The following is a 16139-nucleotide window of genomic DNA, read 5'->3' as shown; positions in this document are numbered from 1 at the left end:
TATTAAAATGATATGGCCGAAATAAGACTTCTAGCTGCAATGTTAACATAATTATTGAATTTTATGAAAGTTAATAATTGATTGAGTGTCATCCAACAGTAATTTTCAGGAATATCTATTGGGAATTCGTCTTTTACTTCCACTATCCTGTTAAGATTCTGCTCTTTAAAAAACCTGCCGCCTTCCTCGCTTTGGTAGGTTGAAATCCAAATTCTATCAGGGGTAGCTCCTAAAACATCATTAATAAATGGTACAGAATATTCGTTTTCTCCTGTTCTGTAATTTCCGGTAAGACACTGTACTGTAGGGGCTAGTTCTAAAATATCATAGTTTCCTGCCTCAAGTTTTGCTTGCACCAAAAAATGATAAACTCCGTTAATTTCCTTGACCAAAAAAGCTATTATTCCTTCCTGTGCAGGTTTAATCATTGGTTGATCCCAACTAATTACTTCACGGTTTCCGATTTCCACATTTACCCCTATAACTGAGAAATATTTTTTGTCTTTATGCATGATGGACATGCCATTATAAGCCCAATTATCCAAGGCTTTAAGTGGGATCTTTTTAATTTCTATAAAATAATTGATTTTTAGTCGGGTTATCCATGATATGATATCATCTATATTTTTATAACTAAGGTCTCCTATCAATATTGAATTTAAAAGTGATTCGTTAACAATATTGTTACTTAGGTTGGAAAAAAACTTAACAGTACCTGCATCCTTGGTACCATAAGGAATTCCAGAGATTACCGTTCGGGTATCCATGTTTACAATATTATTGTGTTGAATTAGTCCTTTAATTTGCCCCAAAGTCAACCAAACAAAATTATCTGGCACATCTATGTCTTCGTCAATTTGGATTATTATGTTTCTATTTCTTTTTTTTAAAAATCGGGCACCTTGTTCGGATTGCAGTTGATCAAGCAATATTTCAACTTTTTTAGAACCATTAAAATATTCTAAGAAAAGAGGGGCATTGCCTTTATGGGCCTTGGTATAATTGCTTTTAGTAGCCTGCAATGTAGGGGAGAGCTGGACAATATTAATATTGCCAGGTTCTATTTTGGCTTGAAGTAAAAAATGAAGGATGCCATTTATTTTTTTTGTCAGAATCCCAAGAAAACCAATTTCAGGTTGATTAATAATCGGCTGCTGCCAGCTTTGAATTTTACCCCAATTGGTAGTAACCTCAATACCTTCTATTGAAAAAAAACTACCTGTTTCATGAATGATATTACCGCTAATATTGTCAAAATTCCAAAGTTTCAGTTTGTCGAGAGGGATTTGATTTATATTGTATTTGGTTTCATTGTTTTTTTCATTTATCCAATTGAGGACCTTCGCCGAAGGCATGGTTTCAGAATCTTTTGTAAGTGCAGATTTAAAAAAGTCAATTTCTGTTTGTTTCATATTTTTCGACATAAATAGAATTCAACAATTATTTTTTGGTAAAAAAATCTTAATTCTGTTAGCTATCAACAAAATATGTTTTTAAAAGTAAAAATAAATCCTTGATAATAAGTGTATTTCTCTGTAAAAAGCGAGGTAATAACTAGAGTTGCAAATTAACAAATATATCGTTTGTTAGTTATTTATTCAATTTAAAGATAAATCTGGATGCAGAATACCTTAATTGAAGTTTAATTAAAACTAATGCCAAACAATTAATTTGGTTTGTTATCCTACGTTTCTAGTTATATCCTAAGTATGGCTTCTTGTGTAACTTTGATTGATGATTTTAAGATAATCCCAAAAGTAAAGACCAATAACGATTAAGAAAATTAAAGAAACAAACCAAGGTTGAAATAAAAATATTTCAAAATCGGCTATGTTTCCTTTAAGTATTTTGGAAGCCCCCTCCATGTTAAGAAATACTGCCAAACTTAATAAAAAAAATCTTAGATAGTCTTTTCTAAGAATGGCTAATGTGCCAGCGAACAAAATAACGGGGTGCGAGTATCGAGAGGCCATTTGTGTATTAAAGTAGAAGAAAATAAGGATAATTAATACAGTAGCCTGGAATATATTTACGAAACTGAATTCAATATTTAGATTTTTTGTAAAAATATTTAGGCTCTTTAATCCAAACGGGAGGAGTACAAGACCAGAGAGGGCAAAGAACGCCAGCATCCCATACGTATTATAGCTAAAACCAAATATTCCATTATTATCATTTATGGCCTGTGGGTTATCGAGTAGCAACCACCAAATATTGTAAGCACCCATGTTTACAACAGGAAATCTACCAAGGCTTTCTGTAAAAGAATTGATAGCGAGTTTTACGTTGCCTGACAAAATGAATGGCATAAATATGAGTACTTGTAAAAGTAATGATGGTATTATCAATGAAAGTATTTTTAGAAAAGAATAACCCCGAACATTATTATAATTTACCAATAAAATAATTGGCAAAAAAATAATTCCCTGAAATTTAAAGTTTATGCAAAGCACCAAAAAAATAAAACTAAAAATTGGTTTATTTAGGAGAGCGAATGTTATTGAAATAAATGCGAAAACAGAATGAACACCGTCTATTTGGCCAAACAAGAAATTATTATACCAAAATGCAATGTTTATGAGTATCAGGAGTGGAAGGGTATTTGCATATTTTACTTTATGGAAAAGCAGTATTTTATATGCTGTAAAAATACCCAAAACCTCGAAGAAAAATACGAAGTATTTAAGGTAAACCACATTCAAAAAAATACGCTCTGAGGTGTTAAATTTACTAAATAGCCATAGAAAATAGTGCCACAGAGGAGGATAGTCAGCCCCCAATTTGTAAATATTTTGAAGGCCATGATGGCCAATGTAATTAGACCAAGTTATCCAGCAGTCACGGTCACTATTTCCCCAAACATAGACGTTTGGAATTAATAAACACCCTATTCCAAATATTAACAAATAAAGCGTGATGTTTTTTATTTCTTTTGAGAATTGCATGTTTTAATTATTCTGTAAAGATTTACGATAATACACAAACTTTTTGTTTCGGTTATCGTAATATTGGAGATTTTGGGTCTTATAGTTTGGATACAAAAGTGTTTGGTAACCATTTTCAAGGGTTAATGTAAACGATTGCCATTTGTGCAAGGTCCGTAATTTCTCCCAACTTCCTGATTTGGTCTTAACTAAAATACTATCGGGTATAGCTGAATCAATAATTATTTCATGGAAATCACTCTTGCACGGTTTAACCTTATCGTCACATTGTGTATTAACCCATTTGCCAGCTAGAGACAAATTTTCTTCTTTAGAAGCACAACCCCAATTCAATGCAGTTATTATAATTAAAGTGTTTCTAATCATTCTTTAAATTGGAAATTGTGAAAAGGTAACAAATATATATATAAATGATACCTTTTAGATTAAAATGAAATTAAAAAAAGGTTAATCTTACTTTATAAAAATTTTGCAAGGTTTCAACTTAGTGGGAATCCTTGTTAAAGTCTCTTTTTTTGCAATTGAGCTTTTTAATTAGAACAGCTATATAAAATCTTTATTTGAAAAAAAATACTGGCCATATAATGGGCAGAAGGAATCAAATTGTGTTTGATACTTTGGTGTTATAAAATGAAATTTCCTGACTAACTGAGATTTACTCTTTTTTTTAACTGAAAAAATAGGGTTTACAGTCCAATTCAAATAAGAGAATTATTAAATGTATAATGATTAATCATTGTTGGTGATTAATTTAATCACAAGCGTCTAAACGCTATTTGTTTGTTTAAAGTAAACAAACTTGATTTACTTATTTGATCAATTGAATGTGGTTTAGAAATCAATCTCAGAACCATTGAAAATTCAAGAACCAAACCTTCCAACAACCATTTGATTTCCCCCCAAAATCCTATAATTTTACTTTCCAATTATAAAGCAAAAATGAGCAATTCTGACATCGCCGATATTATCCAGCTTACGGGTAAACTTCTTGACCTGCACGACCGTGACGAAATGCGGTCTAAGGTGTATATTTCCAGTGTTTTTACTTTGGAAAGGCTTGATACGCCTATTGCTGAAATGTCGCCTAAGGAAGTGGGTTTAATCCGTGGCTTTGGTAAAGTGTTGTCGGGCAATATCGAAGAAATTGTCAGAACCGGTACTTTAAAAGAGCTCAACGATCTCATTGAAATTACGCCAGAAGGTATTTTTGATATTTTCAAAGTAAAAGGCTTGGGCGTAAAAAAGATAAAAACGCTTTGGAAAGAATTGGGCATTGACAACATCAATGACCTCAAAATAGCTTGTGAAAACCACAAAATAGCCCAAACCAAGGGTTTTGGGCAAAAAACACAAGACGCTATTCTGGAGTCTTTGGCCTTTATGCAGGAGCAGATGGGCAAACTCAGAATGAACAAAGCCGCAGAACTGAGTGCCGAAATTCTGCAAAAAATCACAACAACCTATGAACATGCCCATGAGGTAGGGCAGGTGGTCAGAAAATCTGAAACGGTAGATATGCTACAGTTTTTGGTGGTGAAAGATGGTTTTGGTGGCTTGAAGTTCGATGCGGAGCTGTTTCACCAAGATATGAAGACCTCGTCGCCCAGTGTTTGGAGAGGTTTGTATGGCGACTATGCGGTGGCTATAGAAATAGAAAAAGTATCTTCGAGAGACTTCGTGGTCAAAAATCTCATAAAAAATTCGGACGAAGAACACCTGAAATACCAAAACAAAGAAGGCCTAACGTTTTTGAATCACCTGAGTAAAAACACCTTTACGGACGAAGCCGAGGCATATGCTTCGTTCGGTTTTGGCTATATCGTTCCCGAAATGCGTGAGGGCAGAGAGGAGTTTGAGTGGATTCAGACCCACAAAAATGAAGACTTGGTCACTTGGGAAAAGTTAAAAGGAACGGTGCACAATCACTCTACGTATTCCGACGGCAGCCATACGCTCAAAGAAATGGCTGATTATTGCAAAGGCCTCGGCCTAAAGTATTTTGGAATAGCTGACCATAGCCAAACCGCTTCCTACGCCTCCGGACTTTGGCCAGAAACCGTAGTCAAACAACACCAAGAAATAGATGCCCTAAATGCCGCTTACACCGATTTTGCCATTTTAAAAGGCATAGAGTCTGACATATTGATCAACGGTGATCTGGATTATGAAAAGGATGTTTTGGCTTCGTTTGATTACGTGGTGGCCTCCGTTCATGCTGTTCTGAACATGGACAAGGAAAAAGCCACAAGAAGGCTGCTAAAGGCCGTGGAGAATCCTTATACGAGTATTTTGGGGCATCCTTCAGGCAGGCTATTACTTTCGAGAAAGGGATATCCTTTTGATTATAAAATGATCATTGATGCCTGTGCAGCCAATAAAGTGGTTATGGAACTTAATGCTAGCCCATACCGCTTGGACATTGATTGGCGATGGATAGATTATTGTCTCTCAAAAGGCGTGATGATCAGTATAAACCCCGATGCCCATGAGACCAAGGGAATTCATGACATGCATTATGGCGTGGCTGTGGCCAGAAAGGCGGGCTTGACGGTAGATATGACTCTGAATTGCCTGAGCAAAGAGGAAATCATGAAAGTGTTCTCCAAAAAATAAGGAGAGCCTTTCGACTCTCCTTATTTTACATTAATTTCTTTATGATTTCTTCGGTACTCATTCCCTCGGCTTCTGCCTTGAAATTTCGTACTATTCTGTGTCGTAAAACTGGGAAGGCCACGGCTTTTACGTCTTCTATGTCTGGCGAGTATTTTCCGTTGATCAAGGCATGGCATTTGGCAGCTAAAACCAAGTTCTGAGAGGCTCTTGGGCCAGCTCCCCATTCTAGAAACTTCTTAGATTCTTCTGAAGCACCTTCGATGTTAGGTCTGGTTTTGTGTACCAATCTCACTGCATATTCTACCACATTGTCAGCCACAGGTACTTTTCTAACCAAATCTTGGAAAAGGATAATGTCTTCTGCTCCCAATATTTTGTTTACTACTGTCTTTACATTCGATGTGGTACTTTTTACAATCGCCATTTCTTGTTCAAAACTCGGATAATCCAAATTGACCATAAACATAAAACGGTCTAATTGAGCTTCGGGTAGGGGATAAGTTCCTTCCTGCTCAATGGGGTTTTGGGTAGCCAATACAAAAAACGGCTTCGACAATTGGTGTCTTTCACCCGCCACGGTTACTGAGTATTCTTGCATAGACTCCAACAAGGCCGATTGTGTTTTTGGTGGCGTACGGTTTATCTCATCGGCTAAAATGATATTAGCAAATACGGGTCCTTTTACAAATTTGAAATTTCGGTTGTTGTCCAAGGTCTCTGATCCAACAATGTCCGATGGCATTAAGTCAGGCGTAAACTGTATCCTATTGAAATCTAAATCTAATGCTGAGGCGATAGTTTGTACCAACAAAGTTTTGGCCAATCCAGGTACGCCCACAAGTAGGCAGTGACCTTGACAAAATATAGCAGTCAACAATAATTTTACGGTCTCTTCTTGTCCGACAATTACTTTACCTATCTCTTTTGAAAGTTCTTGATATGTGTTTTTTAAAGCATCTGCTGCTTCTACATCCGAGTTGAAATTCTTCAATTGCACTTTGGTGAAAAGGGTTTATTGTTCAAATAATTTACAAGCTTCGTATTCTTTTTCGATATTGATATACACTTCTGCAATGGCATCCTTAAACCATTTTTCAATGGACTCGTTTTGCTTATTGTTCATGGCGTAGTTTTTCAACTTTTCATAATCATCCTTCATGTTGGCTCTGTGGGCTTCTTTTTTATCTTTGATTTTGATTAGTCTCATGCCTGTTTTACCATCTGCCGTTCTGTAGTTCAAAGTACCACTTATTGTGCCAACCTTCATGGGGTCTACCGTAAAGTACAAATTAGGTTCCATAGAAACATCTACTGCTTGCCAATTGCTTCCAGTTTCAGGATTCATGATGATTCCTCCAGCATCTGCAGTGTTTTTATCTTGAGAGTACAATTTTATTGCTTTTTCAAATTTGATGCTATCAATCTCAATTTGATTTTTCAAGCTATCCAGAAATCTCTTAGGCTCAGTAAGGTCTAGTCTGCTATAATCAGGTCTCAATAGTATGTGTCTTGCACGATATTCTTGGCCTCTTTTTTCTAGCGTTTGGATCAAGTGAAAGCCAAATTCAGATTCAATCACCTCTGAAAGTTTTCCAGAGTCAAGTGTCATGGCAGAGGCTTCAAATTCGGCAACCATTTGCCCTCTTTTGGCCCAACCCAAGTCGCCGCCTTGTACTTTAGAGCCTTGATCTTCTGAAAACTCTTTGGCCAATTCGGCAAAATTTTCACCCAATTCAATTCTTTTCTTGAAGCCATTCAATCTTTCCACTAATTCATCTTTCATGGCTTTTGTTACAGGAGCCAATCGCACAATTTGTGATATAATCACTTCAGTGGGTATAATCGGTAAGCTGTCAGCAGGTATTTTGCTGAAGAAGTTTTTTACTTCGAGAGGGGTAACATTTACATTTTCAGTAATCGTATTCCTCATTTTATCGGAAGTTAGCTGCTCACGAACCTGACTTTTTAGTTCAGATTTCAAGGTTTCTATCGACTTGCTAAATTGTTGTACGATATTTTTTTCGTTTCCGTAAGCCCTGATCATTTCCTGCATACGGGCATCTAACTGGCCATTTACCATGTCTTCGTCCACAATCACGGAGTCAATCTCGGCTTTGGCCACCAAAAGCTTCTGAATCGCCAAACTTTCCAAAGCTTGGCATCTGTTCATTTCCTGACCTTCCTGTTTGCCTCTTTCAACTATGGTTTCTACCTCAGATTTTAAGATATAATAGTTATCTATTTTTGCTACAATCTTGTCTACATTGGTGGATGTCTGTCCAAAACTTATAAATGGAATGGCAATCAATGCCAATACTAACCTCTTTATCATTTATTATTACTTTTTACTTCCTCTATTATTTTATTTAACTCTGTGTTATCTACACTTATTTTATACTTCTTTGCTAAATGTTTGGTTAGCTCTTCAGTTAAATACGCTTGGTATTTGTCTATGACTTGATATTTATAGTCATTAAAAGATCTACTAGCTTTTTTGATTCTTAATGAAAACTCTTCTATTCTACCATCAATTGCCACAATACCCGTCTGACTCTCCCATTTGAGCTTCAACTTATCTTCAAATTCTTGCTTATCTATGTTGTAAGTTTTGAAGCGTATGGCATCAGATTGTTTTTCAGTGAAAACTTTTATCAAATCAGACTCTAGATTACTGAAAAACTGGAAAGTAACTCTTTGGTTTTTTGTCCAATCAAATCTATCTTGAACTTTACTGTTCTTATAGTTTACTTCCAAAATTCTCGTCAAAGGTAAGCCATTTTCAACCAAAAAATCAACGATTTGCTGAATTCTTAGCTCTGCAACCTGCTCATACTCATTTTTGTCAATGTGTCCGCCAATTTCTACTATATATCCAGGGTTTTTCTTGAGTATAGAAACTAAACCGGTAAGTTTCCTTTTTTCTTCTATGTCAATAATATATTTATCTTTTTCGTAGTAAAGAGGTTTTATCCCTCTGTTAAGTTGGTATGGCTTCGTTTTCGTTCTCGCGACTTTAAATCTGTCATAAATCAGGCTATCTGCAAAACTAACTACGGTAAACGAGCCCATTTCAACACTCGGAAACAATTCTGGGTTGGAATCAAAAAACTTCTTTTGGCCACTTGAATCATCTAAAGATTTTTCGATTATCATCCTGTTGTAAAATTTCGAATAGAGGAGGTTATCTTTTTGAAATTTGAACAGCCTTTCGAGATTTGGGTTGTTGGTCAGAATATTATTTTCCTCCAAGTTAGTGAGTTGCTGATTCACAAATTTGTCGAAGAGCATTTTAAATATCTCTACTGGCTTTTCTTCGGCTCTCCATTTCTCAAATTCTTGGCGTTCGATTATATAACTAAAGAAAGAAGAAACAAAATACTTTTTTTGATTGGTTGAGAAAAGAACAAAATTTGAAAGTTCATTGTGGGACATCTTCCATTCTCGTCTTAAAATCCTATCATCAGCGTAATTGAGGCATTGGGTTAGAATTTCATCATTTACCACTAGCTCAAATTTCTTTTTTAAGTCATTGAATTTCTTGATTTGCAAGTATTCGGCTCTTGAATCTGTGGTAAGTTTTGGCTGAATTTTCTTTAGATAAGATTCTTTATTATCTGGTTGGTATTTTTCAATTAGTTTAATGAGGTGTAAACCACTACTAGATCGAACGGGTTTGGATACTTCTCCTTTTTCTAGAGAAAAAGCAGCTTCTTCAAAAGTGGATTCTTCTCTGGTACCTATTCCAAAAACGGGCAATTGACCTTGAGCATCCTTGGAATTGAAGTCATCGGAATATTTATTTACCAATTCTTCAAAACTTGCTCCATTCTGAAGTAGATTTTTTAATGAATCTAGGGTTTGATAGGTTTTATCGTATTCATCCTTATTGATTTCAGACTTTAGATATTTAAATATGTGTTGTACTTTAACATAACCGCTGTTTTTTCTTTTATCATTTACCTTTACCAAATGATAACCCGATTTTGTCTTTATGGGTAAAGAAATAGAATCAATAGGTGTTGAATAAGCCGCAATTTCAAGTGGGTAAATCAAATGAAAGGCTGTAAACCAACCAAGACTTCCACCTTTGTCGTAAGTCTTACTGTCTTTAGACCATTCTCTGGCCAATATCGCAAAATTGTCGTTTTTTATCGCATATTTTCTAAGCTCCATGAGTTCCTTATAAACTTTTAAAGTATCTTCTGGAGAGGCATACCATGATAGTGGTATAAATATATGTGAAGCATTAATCTCTGTTTGATATTTTTCGTAAGAATCTTCAGCTAACCTTGTAAGCGTGGCTTTATCTTCCGTGAAATTCTGAATTTCTATTCTTTTGTAAGTTTCTACTTCTTCTATAAACAAGTCCGAAGTATCCATTTTCATCGCAATAGCTTCCTTAAGAAATAGTTTTTTTTGTATGACCTGATTAATCAAAGACTCGTTTAGGCTAGAATCTAAATCAGATAAATTTTCAAACTCGGCAATTAAATCTGATTTTGTAAGTGAATCTTCTCCAACTGAAACAATTGTAGGTTCCACCACAACGTCATTGAGCTCTGGTTTAGGCAAAACAATTGGTTTTGAACCGATGGGTTTTGTGCAAGATCCAAAAGCAATCAATACTAGAGATAGGTATATATATGTTCTTAAAAGCATCCTATTTTTTTCAAACTGGTGAGAATTAATTGCACCTGGGTGTATAATTGCTGATTAATTCAAAATTTATTTTATTCAATATGGCTATGATGTATAACTCAAATTTTTAGATTTTATTTCGGTCGAAGACCTTTTAAACGAAATTTGGGGAAGGTTCCTGTTGCGACAAGCAATGAAAACTTCCCAATCCCCAAATGATTTCGGTGGAATCTATTCCAACTACTTTTCTATCTGGAAAACAACTTTGTATTACTTCCAATGCTTTATCGTCATGGTTGCAACGGTAGGTCGGGACTATCACATGGCCGTTTGTAATACAAAAATTTGCATATGAGGCGGGTAATCTTTCACCACTGTCAATTACCGGTTTAGGCATTTCTATTTCTACAATGTCCAATTGTTTACCATTGATAACCCGCATACCTTTTAATAGTTTCAGATTTTCTTCAAGAATTGCATGGTTTTCATCTGATTTATTGGACTCCACCATAGTGATCACTTTATTTTCCGATACAAACCTTACGGTGTCATCAATATGACCATCCGTATCGTCGCCCACTATGCCATCTTCAATCCAAAGAATCTGTTCCACACCATAATATTGTAAGAGCATTTCCTCTATTTGTGATGGTTTCAGTTGAGGGTTTCTGTTTGGATTAAGCAAACACGACTTGCTTGTCATAAGCGTGCCATTACCATTAAACTCCACTGAGCCACCTTCCATAATAATTCCAGGACTTACATAATCGAGGCCAAGAACCTTTGCTATTTTTTGAGGAATTTCATTGTCATTATTATAAGGAGGGTATTTTCCACCCCAAGCATTATACTCCCAATCTACTATGAGTCTGCGGTTATTGTTCTTATTTATTAAAAAGCCTGGGCCATGATCTCTGCACCAAGAATCGTTGGTTGGATGTTCAAATAGCTCAATATTTGCCTGATTTATTTCAAATTTATCAAAAAGTCTGTTAATTTGATCTATGGTATTTTTATTATTTGCATTGATTCTGACTTTTTCGCTTAACGAAATGGTCTCAATAAATTTGAAATATGCTGGATAAATCCTCTCAAATCTATCTTCCCAGGTATCTGTGTTTATAGGAAAGCTCAACCACGTGGCTTCATGTGGGTGCCATTCAGCTGGGAAATAGTAATTTTCGTTTTTAGGATTTCGCATAGAATTCTGTTAAAATTAAAATAAGTTGCAAAAATAATTTCTTTTTTTTTGTTTTTTCAGTTTTAAAAAAGAATTACTTTTGCAAAACGTTTCAAGGAATGACTCTCTTTGTAAACATAAGAAATTAAAAAAATCTCTTCTGAAACATCTCGTTTTTTAAGAGTGGTTGAATAAATGATAGGTTAAAAACAGTTGAATTTTTCAGCTGTTTTTTTGTTTTCAGACCATTGTAATAGATTCTTCATGATTCAAGTGTATCAAAAATCCGATGTTTTCTATAAAAATTTTGTACATTCACTGATTTTATTGGTTAAAAATCTCTGCTTCGAAAAGTTTTTTAAGAAAAAAGGAGTTTTTTTTATAATAAATTTTTTATTTGAGAAAAAAGGTATAATTTTGCACCTCAATTCGACGGAGGAATCTCCTTATCAATAATTAAAAGAAGTCGGCATCGAACGAAACCATTTTAATTTCGACTGTGAATTTCACTTATAGGCAGTCTCCGATTCGCGATTAATTTTTTTGGAGTCACAGAGAGGTAACAAGGCGTGTTCCTGCATAATTAAAAATGCCTTACCCGTAAAACGGTTCTCAGTGTTGGCAAGTTGGTTCGTTTACCAACCTCTGGGTTTAAAAAAGAATTAAAATTTGGATTTTAGCAAGTGTATCCGTACTTTTGCAGCCCGATTCAAATTTGGTTAACATTTAGCGATTATATTAAAGTTAAGACTATGTCTGGAATTATTGGAAAGAAAATTGGAATGACTACCATTTTTACAAATGGTGAAGCTGTGCCTTGCACGGTAATTGAAGCTGGTCCATGTGTTGTAACACAAGTCAGGACAGAAGAGAATGATGGTTACAAAGCAATTCAATTGGGCTTCGGAGAGAAGAAAGAAAAGCGTACAACAAAAGCTTTGATGGGTCATTTTAAGAAGGCTGATACCACTCCAAAAAGAAAATTAGTAGAGTTCAAAGAATTCGAAAAAGATTTGGCTTTGGGTGAGACTATCAGAGTAGAAGATGTATTCGAAGAAGGTGAATTTGTTGATATCAGCGGAAAAACCAAAGGAAAAGGATTCCAAGGTGTTGTTAAGAGACACGGATTTGGTGGTGTAGGTCAAAGTACACACGGTCAGCACAACAGAGGCAGACACCCAGGTTCAATTGGAGCTTGTTCGTATCCAGCTAGAGTATTCAAAGGAATTAAAATGGGCGGTAGAATGGGACATACCAATGTAACTATTCAAAACCTTAAAGTATTGAGACTTTTCCCTGAGAAAAATTTGATATTAGTATCAGGTTCGGTTCCAGGTGCCAAAAACTCAATTATTACATTACATAAATAAAAGGTCGGTAGCCAACGACATCGAAAAAGGGGCTGAATAAAAATGAAAGTTAAAGTTTTAAACAAAGAAGGCAAAGAAACAGGTAAGACTGTTGAGCTAAGCGAAGAGGTTTTCGGTGTTGAGCCAAACCAACACGTTGTTTGGTTAGACGTAAAGCATTACTTAGCTAACCAACGTCAAGGAACGCACAAGTCAAAAGAAAGAGCTGAGATCTCTCGCTCTACTAAAAAACTTGTTCGTCAGAAAGGTTCTGGAGGTGCAAGACACGGTTCTGCAAAAGCACCAACTTATGTGGGTGGTGGTACTGTATTTGGTCCGCGTCCAAGAGATTACGACTTCAAATTGAACAAGAAAATCAAAGTGTTAGCTCGTAAGTCAGTTTTGTCTTCGAGAGTAGCTGAAAACAATGTGATCATCGTTGAAGATTTCAGCATTGATTCACCAAAAACAAAAGCATATATTCAATTTTTGAATGCTTTGAGTTTATCAGGAAAGAAAACACTTTTCGTGGTTAACGGTGGAGAAAATAATCTTTATTTATCTGCTCGTAATATTCCTAAGACCAAAGTGGTTGATAAAGATTCTGTAAATACGTATGATTTGATCAATACTGAAATCATATTGTTGGCTGAAAGTACAGTTTCTCATTTAGAATCAATTTTGAAAGATTAATTTTTAAAGAAATGAGCGTTTTAAAAAGACCAAAAATAACTGAGAAAACACAGTTACTTACTTCAAAAGGCAAGTATACATTTGAAGTAAGTCGTGATGCCAACAAAATTGAAATAGCAGCTGCTGTGGAGAGAATGTACGGCGTAACGGTAGAAAAAGTAAATACGATTACTCAAATCGGAAAGAAGAAGTCTAGAATGACAAAATCAAGATTGAGTTCAGGAAAAACTAGTACTTTCAAAAAAGCAATGGTGACTTTGAAAGACGGTGATTTAATCGATTTTTACGCAGAATTATAATTTATTAAATTGTTAAAGTATAGCCTTTTATAGGCTGCAAATGTGTGAGAAATGGCAGTTAAAAAATTAAATCCGGTAACACCCGGCACCAGACACAGAATAGCTCCAGATTTCTCTGATATTACTGCAAGTAAGCCAGAGAAAAGTTTGACGGAAGCTATCAGAAAAACAGGTGGAAGAAACAACGAAGGACACCGTACTGCGAGGTATATTGGTGGTGGTCACAAAAGAAAGTACCGTATAATTGACTTCAAAAGAGATAAAAAAGATATCGAAGCTGAAGTTATGACTATCGAGTATGATCCAAACCGTACTTCAAGAATCGCTCTTGTAAAATACACTGACGGAGAAAAGAGATACATCATTGCTCCTCAGGGTTTAAGAGTAGGTTTAAAGATTGTTTCAGGAGAGAAAGTGGCTCCAGAAGTAGGAAATGCATTGTTGTTGAAGAATATGCCATTAGGTACAATTGTTCACAATATAGAATTGACACCAGGTAAAGGTGGTCAAATGGCCAGAAGTGCTGGTACGTATGCTCAGGTTTTGGCAAAAGACGGTAAGTTTGTTACCTTGAAAATGCCTTCAGGTGAAATGAGAATGGTTCTTGGAGCTTGTATAGCTACTGTAGGATCGGTATCGAATCCTGACCACATGAACGTAGTATTGGGTAAGGCTGGTCGTAAAAGATGGTTAGGAGTTACTCCTAGAGTTAGAGGTGTTGCCATGAACCCAGTCGATCACCCGATGGGTGGTGGTGAGGGACGTGCATCAGGAGGTCACCCTCGTTCAAGAAATGGTTTAATTGCGAAAGGCAAGAAAACTAGATCTAAGAACAAATACTCTAACAGATTAATAATTTCACGTAGAACAAAATAATACAAAATAGATGGCTCGTTCACTTAAAAAAGGACCTTACGTAGATTTTAGACTTGAAAATAAAGTCGACGTAATGAATGATTCAGGGAAGAAGTCTGTAATCAAAACTTGGTCTAGAAGATCAATGATTACCCCTGATTTTATTGGACATACTTTTGCTGTTCATAACGGTAATAAATTTATTCCGGTATATGTTACAGATAACATGATTGGTCATAAGTTAGGAGAATTTGCTCCAACAAGAAACTTTAGAGGCCACGTGAACAAAAAAGATAAAGGTAAAAGATAATATTCCGAGGAGCTAAGCTCTTTAAATAAGAATAAAAAATGGAAGCAGTAGCAAAATTAAACGATTTTCCAACTTCACCTAGAAAAGCTAGGTTAGTAGCCGACTTGATCAGAGGCAAAAAAGTAAACCTTGCTTTAGGAATACTTTCTTTCCAACCGCAACAAGCAGCTCCAGTAATCAAGAAAGTTTTGATGTCAGCAGTAGCAAACTGGCAGAACAAAAACGAAGACTTGAAAATCGAAGAGGCAGATCTATATGTAAAGACAATCATGATTGACGGTGGTAGAATGTTAAAAAGACTTCGTCCTGCTCCACAAGGTAGAGCTTACAGAGTAAGAAAGCGTTCTCAACACATCACAATTGTTGTTGATTCATTGGAAAGTCAAGCAGTATAATTAAGTAACGATACTTAGAAATTAGAATATTATATAATTAGTTAAAATGGGACAAAAAGTAAATCCTGTAGGTTTTAGACTAGGTTACATCAGAGGATGGGAATCCAACTGGTACGGCGGAAAGAATTTTGCTGAGAAACTCGTTGAGGACGACAAAATCAGGAAATATATCAATGCACGTATTCCGAAAGGTTCTGTTTCAAGAGTAGTAATTGAAAGGACACTTAAGAGAATTACCCTTACTATACACACGGCAAGACCAGGTGTAGTAATTGGTAAAGCAGGTAGTGAGGTAGATAAGCTAAGAGAAGAGCTTAAAAAACTTACTAAGAAAGATGTTCAAATAAATATATTTGAAATTAAAAGACCTGAAATCGATGCTAAATTAGTAGGTGAGACTATCGCCCAACAATTGAGAGCAAGAATTTCATTCCGTAGGGCTATGAAGCAAGCGATTCAGTCGGCTATGCGTGTAGGAGCTCAAGGTATAAAAATTAAATTGTCAGGAAGATTAGGCGGTGCTGAGATGGCTCGTTCTGAAATGTACAAAGAAGGAAGAATTCCTCTTCATACATTAAGAGCGGATATTGATTATGCAATTTCTGAATCATTGACTGTTTACGGTTTAATTGGTATCAAAGTTTGGGTATTCAAAGGTGAGGTTTTTGGCAAAAGAGATCTAACATCAGTTGCAGCTCTTGCTACCGAATCTGCTGATAGTAAAAAATCTACTATGGGTGGTGCTGGCGGTGGTCATCAAGGTAAAGGTCGTAGAGACGAAGATGGTGACAAGAATGGCAGAAGAAAGAAAACCAACAACAGTGGTGGTGGTGGTAGATCAAACGGCCAAAAGAGAAATTAA

15 protein-coding genes are annotated in these 16139 nt (G+C 35.6%); 8 read left to right on the top strand and 7 right to left on the bottom strand.

All coding sequences use genetic code 11. From position 1 onward, the window contains the following. Positions 1-2: 2 nt before the first annotated feature. The 3 genes from EGI24_RS06435 to EGI24_RS06425 form a co-directional block, all read right to left on the bottom strand. On the bottom strand, positions 3-1412 hold the full coding sequence (locus EGI24_RS06435; protein ID WP_255047536.1) for an NDP-hexose 2,3-dehydratase family protein: 1410 nt from the start codon (positions 1410-1412) through the stop codon (positions 3-5). A 291-nt stretch (positions 1413-1703) separates the two neighbouring features. Then, positions 1704-2945: a hypothetical protein gene (locus EGI24_RS06430; RefSeq protein WP_255047535.1), complete on the bottom strand. Its 1242-nt coding sequence runs from the start codon at positions 2943-2945 to the stop codon at positions 1704-1706. 3 nt (positions 2946-2948) lie between these two features. Then, the gene (locus EGI24_RS06425) at positions 2949-3311 is read right to left on the bottom strand and encodes a hypothetical protein (RefSeq protein ID WP_255047534.1); all 363 of its coding nucleotides are present in this window, start codon (positions 3309-3311) and stop codon (positions 2949-2951) included. 573 nt (positions 3312-3884) lie between these two features. On the opposite strand from EGI24_RS06425, the gene EGI24_RS06420 reads away from it, so the two are divergent. Further along, positions 3885-5558: a DNA polymerase/3'-5' exonuclease PolX gene (locus EGI24_RS06420; RefSeq protein WP_255047533.1), complete on the top strand. Its 1674-nt coding sequence runs from the start codon at positions 3885-3887 to the stop codon at positions 5556-5558. 25 nt (positions 5559-5583) lie between these two features. On the opposite strand, the gene EGI24_RS06415 is transcribed toward EGI24_RS06420, so the two are convergent. The 4 genes from EGI24_RS06415 to EGI24_RS06400 form a co-directional block, all read right to left on the bottom strand. Next, complete coding sequence (locus EGI24_RS06415; protein WP_255047532.1) at positions 5584-6549, bottom strand: MoxR family ATPase; 966 nt, start codon at positions 6547-6549, stop codon at positions 5584-5586. Between the two features lie 21 nt (positions 6550-6570). After that, positions 6571-7890, bottom strand: coding sequence for a peptidylprolyl isomerase (locus EGI24_RS06410; protein ID WP_255047531.1), 1320 nt, complete (start codon positions 7888-7890; stop codon positions 6571-6573). Then, positions 7887-10217: a peptidylprolyl isomerase gene (locus EGI24_RS06405; protein WP_255047530.1), complete on the bottom strand. Its 2331-nt coding sequence runs from the start codon at positions 10215-10217 to the stop codon at positions 7887-7889. The genes EGI24_RS06410 and EGI24_RS06405 overlap by 4 nt, the downstream gene beginning before the upstream one ends. Positions 10218-10350: 133 nt before the next feature. Further along, positions 10351-11397 (bottom strand): agmatine/peptidylarginine deiminase, encoded by a 1047-nt coding sequence (locus EGI24_RS06400; protein ID WP_255047529.1) that lies wholly within the window; start codon positions 11395-11397, stop codon positions 10351-10353. Between the two features lie 731 nt (positions 11398-12128). On the opposite strand from EGI24_RS06400, the gene rplC reads away from it, so the two are divergent. From rplC to rpsC, 7 genes are read left to right on the top strand one after another with little or no spacing between them, the layout of a single operon-like run. Further along, a complete protein-coding gene (rplC, locus tag EGI24_RS06395; RefSeq protein ID WP_255047528.1) occupies positions 12129-12746 on the top strand; it encodes a 50S ribosomal protein L3 in 618 nt (205 codons plus the stop codon). 42 nt (positions 12747-12788) lie between these two features. After that, complete coding sequence (rplD, locus tag EGI24_RS06390) at positions 12789-13418, top strand: 50S ribosomal protein L4 (protein ID WP_255047527.1); 630 nt, start codon at positions 12789-12791, stop codon at positions 13416-13418. 11 nt (positions 13419-13429) lie between these two features. Next, positions 13430-13717, top strand: a complete 288-nt coding sequence (gene rplW / locus EGI24_RS06385) for a 50S ribosomal protein L23 (protein WP_255035141.1) — start codon at positions 13430-13432, stop codon at positions 13715-13717. 51 nt (positions 13718-13768) lie between these two features. Next, positions 13769-14593 (top strand): 50S ribosomal protein L2, encoded by an 825-nt coding sequence (gene rplB / locus EGI24_RS06380; protein ID WP_255047526.1) that lies wholly within the window; start codon positions 13769-13771, stop codon positions 14591-14593. A gap of 10 nt (positions 14594-14603) precedes the next feature. Continuing rightward, positions 14604-14882 (top strand): 30S ribosomal protein S19, encoded by a 279-nt coding sequence (gene rpsS, locus EGI24_RS06375; protein ID WP_255035143.1) that lies wholly within the window; start codon positions 14604-14606, stop codon positions 14880-14882. Positions 14883-14920: 38 nt separating this feature from the next. Continuing rightward, positions 14921-15277 carry a 50S ribosomal protein L22 gene (rplV, locus tag EGI24_RS06370; RefSeq protein WP_255047525.1) on the top strand — a complete coding sequence of 119 codons (357 nt, stop codon included), beginning with the start codon at positions 14921-14923 and terminating at the stop codon, positions 15275-15277. A gap of 46 nt (positions 15278-15323) precedes the next feature. Further along, entirely contained in the window at positions 15324-16139 is an 816-nt protein-coding gene (rpsC, locus tag EGI24_RS06365) for a 30S ribosomal protein S3 (RefSeq protein ID WP_255047524.1), read from the top strand.

The sequence above is a fragment of the Lacihabitans sp. CS3-21 genome (assembly GCF_024343675.1).
Classification (GTDB): Bacteria; Bacteroidota; Bacteroidia; order Cytophagales; family Spirosomataceae; genus Leadbetterella.
This window is presented reverse-complemented; position numbering and strand designations above follow the sequence as displayed.

Coding starts and splice junctions, on each gene's coding strand:
- EGI24_RS06435 (WP_255047536.1), bottom strand. CDS start 1,412: ATGAAACAAACAGAAATTGACTTTTTTAAATCTGCACTTACAAAAGAT.
- EGI24_RS06430 (WP_255047535.1), bottom strand. CDS start 2,945: ATGCAATTCTCAAAAGAAATAAAAAACATCACGCTTTATTTGTTAATA.
- EGI24_RS06425 (WP_255047534.1), bottom strand. CDS start 3,311: ATGATTAGAAACACTTTAATTATAATAACTGCATTGAATTGGGGTTGT.
- EGI24_RS06420 (WP_255047533.1), top strand. CDS start 3,885: ATGAGCAATTCTGACATCGCCGATATTATCCAGCTTACGGGTAAACTT.
- EGI24_RS06410 (WP_255047531.1), bottom strand. CDS start 7,890: ATGATAAAGAGGTTAGTATTGGCATTGATTGCCATTCCATTTATAAGT.
- EGI24_RS06405 (WP_255047530.1), bottom strand. CDS start 10,217: ATGCTTTTAAGAACATATATATACCTATCTCTAGTATTGATTGCTTTT.
- EGI24_RS06400 (WP_255047529.1), bottom strand. CDS start 11,397: ATGCGAAATCCTAAAAACGAAAATTACTATTTCCCAGCTGAATGGCAC.
- rplC (WP_255047528.1), top strand. CDS start 12,129: ATGTCTGGAATTATTGGAAAGAAAATTGGAATGACTACCATTTTTACA.
- rplD (WP_255047527.1), top strand. CDS start 12,789: ATGAAAGTTAAAGTTTTAAACAAAGAAGGCAAAGAAACAGGTAAGACT.
- rplW (WP_255035141.1), top strand. CDS start 13,430: ATGAGCGTTTTAAAAAGACCAAAAATAACTGAGAAAACACAGTTACTT.
- rplB (WP_255047526.1), top strand. CDS start 13,769: ATGGCAGTTAAAAAATTAAATCCGGTAACACCCGGCACCAGACACAGA.
- rpsS (WP_255035143.1), top strand. CDS start 14,604: ATGGCTCGTTCACTTAAAAAAGGACCTTACGTAGATTTTAGACTTGAA.
- rplV (WP_255047525.1), top strand. CDS start 14,921: ATGGAAGCAGTAGCAAAATTAAACGATTTTCCAACTTCACCTAGAAAA.
- rpsC (WP_255047524.1), top strand. CDS start 15,324: ATGGGACAAAAAGTAAATCCTGTAGGTTTTAGACTAGGTTACATCAGA.